Genomic DNA, 7,891 nt, shown 5'->3' with positions numbered 1-7,891 from the left:
CTGGCGCTGATCGTCGTCGATGAGGAACACGAGCCTGCTTACAAGCAGCAAGAAGGGCTGCGTTATTCGGCGCGCGATTTGGCGATCTGGCGCGCCAAGCAGCGCGGCATTCCCGTCGTGCTCGGTTCGGCCACGCCGTCGCTCGAAAGCTGGTGGCAGGCCGAGCAGGGCCGGTACCGGCGGCTCTCGTTGTCGCGGCGGGCGGTGGCGGAAGCCGCGTTGCCGACGGTCAAGCTGATCGATCTGGAGGAGGAGCGGCGTCGCGGGCGCGGCAGCGTCGACGGCATTTCGGGGCCGCTCGCGGCCGCGCTGAAGGCCCGGCTCGAACGCGGCGAGCAGAGCCTCGTCTTTCTGAACCGCCGCGGCTATGCACCCGTGCTCGCCTGCGACGCATGCGGCTGGCTGGCCGGGTGCCCGCGCTGCAGCGCCTATGTGGTGCTGCATAAAGGCGAACACGCGCTGCGCTGCCATCACTGCGGCTGGGAAGCGCGCGTGCCGCGCGCCTGTCCCGACTGCGGGAACATCGATATCGCGCCGCTCGGCCGGGGCACTCAGCGCGTCGAGGAAACGCTCGCCTCACTCGTGCCGGGTGCACGTGTGCTGCGCATCGACGCGGACAGCACGCGCCGCAAAGGCAGCGCGCAGGCGTTGTTCTCCAATGTTCACGCGGGCGAGGTCGACATCCTCGTGGGCACGCAGATGATCGCGAAAGGGCACGATTTCCGCCGCGTTTCCCTGGTCGGCGTGCTCAACGCCGATACCGCGCTTTTTTCGCACGACTTTCGTGCGGGCGAGCGGCTATTTGCCCAGCTCATGCAGGTGAGCGGGCGCGCGGGACGGGCGGGACTACCCGGCGAGGTCCTGGTGCAGACGCGTTATCCGCGGCATGCGCTCTACCACGCGTTGGCGCGCCACGATTACGTCGGCTTCGCCAACGCGACGCTGGCGGAGCGGCGCGATGCGCAACTGCCCCCGTTCGTCTATCAGGCCTTGCTACGCGCCGAGGCGCGGACGCTCGAAGCGGCGCTGGCCTTCCTCGCGCAGGCCGGCGCGGCGCTGGCGGACATCCCGGCCGCCGAGCGCGTCACCGTCTACGACGCCGTGCCGATGACGATCGTCAAAGTGGCGAACGTCCATCGCGCGCAATTGCTCGTCGAGAGCGCCTCGCGCGCCTCGCTGCTCGCTACGTTGCGCGCATGGCAGCCGGCGTTGCGCATGCTTAAGGGCGTCCTGCGGTGGAGCGTCGAGGTCGATCCGCTCGATATCTGACGGTATCCGAGTCCGGATCGCGCACGCAATGCGGCGAGCGGCGGGCGCCTCAGAATCGAAGGCGGCTGCGCGCGCCGCGCGCTCGCGTGCGAAATCGGTTCGAGTAGCTCGGCGCGGGCGAACTCAAAGGCCGCGCGCACGCGGCGACGGGAGAGCGCTGGCGTCGCCCCTGGTGTCGGGAACGGGCGGAGGACCGGCTTTCGTTGGAACACATCATGATGGGCCTCGCGGTGGTGTCGATCGGCGGACTCGATGCCCGCCGCTTAGCCGCGCTGCTCGGACATGCGCGCATCGTTCGCCGCCGCTTCGGCCCTGAGCCGGGCCTGGCGAACGCGGGCGAGCGCAACGGCTCGTTGATGCGCCGGCGACGCGCCGCGTACGAACAGCGTCAGGCACACCACGGCCAAGGTCCAAATGCCGCCGACTACGATCCACTTTTCCATTTCGCCTCTCCTTTCGTGGCGCTGACGGTGCGCTAGAGCGCTTACCTGCGTTAACGGCAATCCGCGCAACCTCCGTAGGGGAGTGAGAACGGTTTCACGTCAGGGAAAATACCGAGCGCAACCGGCAGCCCCCGGCCGCTGGCCATTTGGCGGGAACCCTTGCCGGTAAAGGGTTTTCGTCAGGTGCAACCAATCGGGAATTTCGGTTGCACCTTTTTATTGGGAGGCGTACGATTCGGCCAACTTTTTAGTCATCGGCCGGTCTGCCGCCGGCGATCGAAGGAACCATGGCCAGTACTACCCTCGGCGTCAAAGTCGACGACCTCCTCCGCACCCGCCTCAAAGAAGCCGCTTCGCGCCTCGAGCGCACGCCGCATTGGCTCATCAAGCAGGCGATCTTCGCCTATCTCGAGAAGATCGAGCATGGCCAGCTGCCGCCCGAACTGTCGGGCGCCGCGCACCTGGCCGATCTTGGCGACGGTTCGGCTCCCGAGCACGAGGAGGACGGCGCGCCGCATCCGTTCCTCGATTTCGCGCAAAACGTGCAACCGCAATCGGTGCTGCGCGCCGCCATCACGGCGGCCTATCGCCGGCCGGAGCCCGAGTGCGTGCCGTTCCTGATCGGCGAGGCTCGCCTGCCGCAGCAACTGGGGGCGGACGTGGGCAATTTGGCGACCAAGCTCGTCGAAACGCTGCGCGCCAAGCGCACGGGCGGCGGCGTGGAAGGCCTCATCCACGAGTTCTCGCTGTCCAGCCAGGAAGGCGTCGCGCTGATGTGCTTGGCCGAAGCCCTGCTGCGCATTCCCGATCGCGCCACGCGCGATGCGCTGATCCGCGACAAGATCAGCAAGGGCGATTGGAAGTCGCACATGGGCCACGCGCCTTCGATGTTCGTCAACGCCGCCACGTGGGGTCTCATGATCACGGGCAAGCTCGTGACCACCAACAGCGAAGCGGGCCTTTCGTCGGCATTGACGCGGCTTATCGGCAGGGGCGGCGAGCCGTTGATCCGCAAGGGCGTCGACATCGCGATGCGCTTGATGGGCGAGCAGTTCGTGACGGGCGAGACGATTTCCGAAGCCCTCGCGAACAGCCGCAAGTACGAAGCGCGCGGGTTCCGCTACTCGTACGACATGCTCGGCGAGGCCGCCACGACCGAGGAAGACGCGCTGCGCTACTACGCGTCTTACGAGCAGGCCATCCACGCGATCGGCAAGGCCGCCGGCGGGCGCGGCATTTACGAAGGCCCCGGCATCTCGATCAAACTCTCCGCGCTGCATCCGCGGTACTCGCGTTCGCAGCAAGAGCGCACGATGTCCGAGCTGCTGCCGCGCGTGCGTTCGCTCGCCGCGCTCGCACGGCGCTACGACATCGGCCTTAATATCGACGCGGAAGAAGCCGACCGCCTCGAAATCTCGCTCGATCTGCTCGAGGCGCTATGCTTCGATCCGGAACTGGCGGGCTGGAACGGCATCGGCTTCGTGGTGCAGGCGTATCAGAAGCGCTGCCCGTTCGTCATCGACTACGTCGTCGATCTCGCTCGCCGCAGCCGTCACCGCATCATGGTGCGCCTCGTGAAGGGCGCGTACTGGGACAGCGAAAACAAGCGCGCGCAGCTCGACGGCCTCGAAGGCTATCCGGTCTATACGCGCAAGGTCTACACGGACGTCTCGTACCTCGCCTGCGCGAAGAAGCTGCTCGGCGCGCCCGATGCCGTCTACCCGCAGTTCGCGACGCACAACGCCTACACGCTCGCGGCGATCTACCACCTGGCGGGCCAGAACTACTACCCGGGCCAGTACGAGTTCCAGTGCCTCCACGGCATGGGCGAGCCGCTGTACGAAGAAGTCACGGGCCGCGAAAAATTGAACCGCCCGTGCCGCATCTACGCGCCGGTCGGTACGCACGAAACGCTGCTCGCGTATCTCGTGCGGCGTCTGCTCGAGAATGGCGCGAACACGTCGTTCGTCAATCGCATCGCCGATGAAACCGTGCCCGTGTCCGCGCTCGTCGCCGATCCCGTGGACGAAGCGTCGAGGATCGTGCCGCTTGGCGCGCCGCATGCGAAGATTCCGCTGCCGCGCGACCTGTACGGCAGCGAGCGCCCCAATTCGATGGGGCTCGATCTCTCGAACGAGCATCGCCTTGCATCGCTGTCGTCGGCGTTGCTCGCGAGCGCGCATCATCCGTGGCGCGCCGCTCCGATGCTCGAAAGCGGCGAGCTGCCCGCCTCGAGCGAGGCGGGGCGCAGCGAACGCGCCGTCCGCAATCCGGCCGATCATCGCGACATCGTCGGCGCCGTCGTCGAAGCCACGCGCGAAGACGTCAATGCGGCGCTGACGTTCGCCGTCGCGAGCGCGCCGATCTGGCAGGCTACGCCGGTCTACGCGCGCGCCGACTGCCTCGCTCGCGCCGCCGATTTGCTCGAAGCGCAAATGCATACGCTGATGGGTTTGATCGTGCGCGAAGCGGGTAAATCGCTGCCCAACGCCATCGCCGAAATTCGCGAGGCCGTCGATTTCCTGCGTTACTACTCGGCGCAGATTCGCGACGAATTTTCGAACGACACGCACCGTCCGCTCGGCCCCGTGGTGTGCATCAGCCCGTGGAACTTCCCGCTGGCCATCTTCATGGGCCAAGTCGCCGCGGCGCTGGCGGCAGGCAACACGGTTCTCGCGAAGCCGGCCGAGCAAACGCCGCTGATCGCCGCGCAAGCGGTGCGGCTGCTGCGCGAAGCGGGCGTGCCCGCGGGCGCCGTGCAGCTGCTGCCCGGCGACGGCGAAACTGTAGGCGCCTCGCTGGTTGCCGATCCGCGTACGCGCGCCGTCATGTTCACGGGCTCGACCGAAGTCGCGCGCCTCATCAACAAGACGCTCGCCGAGCGCCTCGATCCGGACGGCAAGCCGATTCCGCTGATCGCGGAAACGGGCGGGCAGAACGCCATGATCGTCGATTCGTCGGCGCTCGCCGAGCAAGTCGTCGCCGACGTCATGCAATCGGCCTTCGATTCGGCCGGCCAGCGCTGCTCGGCGCTGCGCGTGCTGTGCTTGCAGGACGATGTGGCCGATCGCACGCTGACGATGCTCAAGGGTGCGATGCACGAACTCGCGGTGGGCAACCCCGATCGCCTATCCGCCGATGTGGGCCCCGTCATCGACGCGGAAGCGAAGCGCACGATCGACAACCACATTGCCGTGCTGCGCGAGAAGGGTCGCCCCATCACGCAATTGCCGCTGCCCGAGGGCTGCGCGCAAGGCACGTTCGTGCCGCCGACGCTGATCGAGCTCGACAGCATCGACGAGCTCAAGCGCGAAGTGTTCGGTCCCGTGCTTCATGTCATTCGCTACCGCCGCAGCGGCCTCGACAAGCTGCTCGAGCAGATCAAGGCGACGGGCTACGGCCTCACGCTCGGCATCCATACGCGCATCGACGAAACCATCGCGCATGTCATTTCGCGTGCTCACGTCGGCAACATCTACGTGAACCGCAACGTGATCGGCGCGGTCGTCGGCGTGCAGCCGTTTGGCGGCGAGGGGCTGTCGGGCACCGGACCGAAGGCGGGCGGCGCGCTCTACCTGCAGCGCCTGTTGGCCAAGCGTCCGTCTGGCTTGCCGAAGTCGCTCGCGGCTTCGCTCGTGGCCGACGGCGCCAGCGAGCAAGCGAAGGCCGGCGAGCCGCTGAGCCCGCGCGCCGCGCTCGCCGCACTGCGAGACTGGCTCATCGCCGAACGGCAGCCCGCGCTCGCGGCCCGCTGCGATGGCTATCTCGCAAATATGCCGGCCGGCGCCACGGCTGTCTTGCCGGGCCCGACGGGCGAGCGCAACACCTACACGTTGAGTGCGCGAGGCACGGTATCCTGCGTGCCTTCGACGGCGAGCGGCGCGCGCGCGCAGCTCGCGGCTGTTCTCGCCACGGGCAATCGGGCCGTGTTTTCCGGTGCGGCCGGCGAAGCGCTCGTCGCGGCGCTGCCTTCTCAGCTCAAGCCGTTCGCTGACGTGCAAAAGAGCGCCGACGTGCCGGTGGACGCCGTGCTGTTCGAGGGCGACAGCGACGAACTGCTCACACTCGTGAAGGAAGTGGCGATGCGTCCGGGCCCGATCGTTTCGGTGCAGGGCGTCTCGACGCACGCGCTCGAAAACGGCGATGAAGACTACGCGCTCGAGCGGCTCTTGACGGAGCGCTCGGTGAGCGTGAACACGGCTGCCGCGGGCGGCAATGCGAATTTGATGACGATCGGCTAAGCAACCCTTATCGATGGCGTCAAACACGGAAGCGGCGCGGCCACCCCGATGAGCCGTTTCCAACTACCTTGGTATCTAGGAGAAGCTATGCAGCACAAAATGAAAACGCTGGCAGGCGCGACGCTCGTTGCGGCAATGTCGCTGGTGGGGACCGCACAGGCACAACAGGCCGAACAAGTGAAGATCGGCTTTGCCGGCCCGATGACGGGCGCGCAAGCGCACTACGGCGCCGATTTCCAAAACGGCGTGAAGCTCGCGATCGCCGACATGAATGCGACCAAGCCCGTGATCGGCGGCAAGCAAGTCGAGTTCGTGCTGGATTCGGCCGACGACCAGGCCGACCCGCGCACGGGCACGACCGTGGCGCAGAAGCTCGTCGACGACGGCATCAAGGGCATGATCGGCCACTTCAACTCGGGCACGACGATTCCGGCCTCGCGCATCTACGCGAACGCGGGCATCCCCGAAGTTGCGATGGCGACGGCGCCCGAATACACGCAGCAAGGGTTCAAGACGACGTTCCGCATGATGACGTCCGACACGCAGCAAGGGTTGGTCGCCGGCACGTACGCCGTGAAGAACCTGGGCATGAAGAAGATCGCCATCGTCGATGACCGCACGGCTTACGGCCAAGGTCTCGCCGATCAATTCCAGAAAGCGGCGAAGGCCGCGGGCGCCACGATCGTCGATCGCGAATTCACGAACGACAAGGCGACTGACTTCAAGGCGATTCTGACGAAGCTCAAGGCAGCCCAACCGGATCTGATCTACTACGGCGGCGCTGACGCGCAAGCCGCGCCGATGCTCAAGCAAATGAAGTCGCTCGGCATCAAGACGCCGCTGATGGGCGGCGAAATGGTGCACACGCCCGACTTCCTGAAGATTGCAGGCGACGCGGCTGACGGTTCGTTCTCGACGCTGGCCGGCGTTCCGCTCGAGCAAATGCCCGGCGGCAAGCAGTACGTCGAGAAGTACAAGAAGGCGTACAACGCGGACGTCGAAACGTATTCGCCGTATGCCTACGACGGCACGATGGCCATGCTGAAGGCGATGCAAAAGGCCAATTCGACCGATCCGGCGAAGTACCTGCCCGTGCTGGCGAAGACCGATATGCCGGGCGTGACCACCCCGCATCTTCAGTACGACGAGAAGGGCGACCTGAAGAACGGCGGCATCACGGTGTACAAGGCCGAAGGCGGCAAGTGGGTTCCGCTGAAGTAAGCGTGATGGCCTAATGGCCCGATCGCGTCAGCGGGTAGTTCCGCTGCGTTGCACGCGTCGGCCGCAAGCGCGGCCGGGCGCGGTTAAAGAGCCCTGGGGGATCAACGTCCCGCAGGGCTTTTTTAGTCTGGGGTGTCGTTGTTGGCTTGCTTGTCGATGGACGCTTCAGATTGCGTTGGCATTGGCGTTGGCGCGGCCGGTAGAGTCGTTCATCAACCGACGTGCGTGCGCTTGGCCGGGGCGGGCAGCGTCTCCATCGTCGCCAGGCCGTGAACGATGCCGCATGCATCGACCGTTCCCTCTCCCTTGCATTGCTCGCGCAGCGCGATCAGTTGCGCCTTCAGATGCTCGAGTTCGGCTAGCCGAGTGTCGACGTGACCAATGTGCTCGTCAAGCAGCGCATCGATCGATTCGCAACGGTCGGCATGGTGATCCATCGAGTGCAGCAGCGTGCGGATTTCATCATGCGTCATGTCGAGCGCGCGGCAATTGCGGATGAACCGCAAGCGCTCGATGTGTTCCGCGCCATAGCTTCGGTAGTTGGCTTGCGTGCGCTGCGCATCCGGCATCAAGCCTTCTTTCTCGTAGAAACGAATCGTTTCGGTCGTGCAGTGGGCCGCTTTGGCCAGTTCTCCGATTTTCATCGAAACCTCATGGCGGCCATGGATTGGCCTTGGAGTGGCTACAGGGTCCTTACTGTACTCCGATCGCTCGTAC

5 protein-coding genes are annotated in these 7,891 nt (G+C 65.9%); 3 read left to right on the top strand and 2 right to left on the bottom strand.

Annotated features, from left to right (window positions below; genetic code table 11):
• Positions 1-1,269, top strand: a 1,269-nt coding sequence (gene priA / locus ACTHNR_RS10430) for a replication restart helicase PriA (protein ID WP_440547524.1), incomplete at its 5' end; no start/stop codon positions are given.
• Positions 1,270-1,532: 263 nt separating this feature from the next.
• Here the strand turns inward: priA and ACTHNR_RS10425 are convergent.
• A complete protein-coding gene (locus ACTHNR_RS10425; protein ID WP_440547523.1) occupies positions 1,533-1,712 on the bottom strand; it encodes a hypothetical protein in 180 nt (59 codons plus the stop codon).
• Positions 1,713-1,999: 287 nt separating this feature from the next.
• Here ACTHNR_RS10425 and putA point away from each other — a divergent pair, with 287 nt between their 5' ends.
• Together putA and ACTHNR_RS10415 are read left to right on the top strand one after the other, a co-directional pair.
• Positions 2,000-5,953 carry a trifunctional transcriptional regulator/proline dehydrogenase/L-glutamate gamma-semialdehyde dehydrogenase gene (gene putA / locus ACTHNR_RS10420; RefSeq protein WP_440547522.1) on the top strand — a complete coding sequence of 1,318 codons (3,954 nt, stop codon included), beginning with the start codon at positions 2,000-2,002 and terminating at the stop codon, positions 5,951-5,953.
• An 87-nt stretch (positions 5,954-6,040) separates the two neighbouring features.
• Complete coding sequence (locus tag ACTHNR_RS10415) at positions 6,041-7,174, top strand: branched-chain amino acid ABC transporter substrate-binding protein (protein ID WP_440547520.1); 1,134 nt, start codon at positions 6,041-6,043, stop codon at positions 7,172-7,174.
• 212 nt (positions 7,175-7,386) lie between these two features.
• Here ACTHNR_RS10415 and cadR read toward each other — a convergent pair whose 3' ends face one another.
• Positions 7,387-7,818, bottom strand: a complete 432-nt coding sequence (cadR, locus tag ACTHNR_RS10410; RefSeq protein WP_440547519.1) for a Cd(II)/Pb(II)-responsive transcriptional regulator — start codon at positions 7,816-7,818, stop codon at positions 7,387-7,389.
• Positions 7,819-7,891: the final 73 nt, after the last annotated feature.

Origin of the sequence: Trinickia sp. (genome assembly GCF_051954495.1) — a bacterium.
Taxonomy (GTDB): domain Bacteria; phylum Pseudomonadota; class Gammaproteobacteria; order Burkholderiales; family Burkholderiaceae; genus Trinickia.
Note: the sequence above shows the minus strand (reverse complement) of the source record. Positions and strands in the feature narration are given on the sequence as shown.

Coding starts and splice junctions, on each gene's coding strand:
- ACTHNR_RS10425 (WP_440547523.1), bottom strand. CDS start 1,712: ATGGAAAAGTGGATCGTAGTCGGCGGCATTTGGACCTTGGCCGTGGTG.
- putA (WP_440547522.1), top strand. CDS start 2,000: ATGGCCAGTACTACCCTCGGCGTCAAAGTCGACGACCTCCTCCGCACC.
- ACTHNR_RS10415 (WP_440547520.1), top strand. CDS start 6,041: ATGCAGCACAAAATGAAAACGCTGGCAGGCGCGACGCTCGTTGCGGCA.
- cadR (WP_440547519.1), bottom strand. CDS start 7,818: ATGAAAATCGGAGAACTGGCCAAAGCGGCCCACTGCACGACCGAAACG.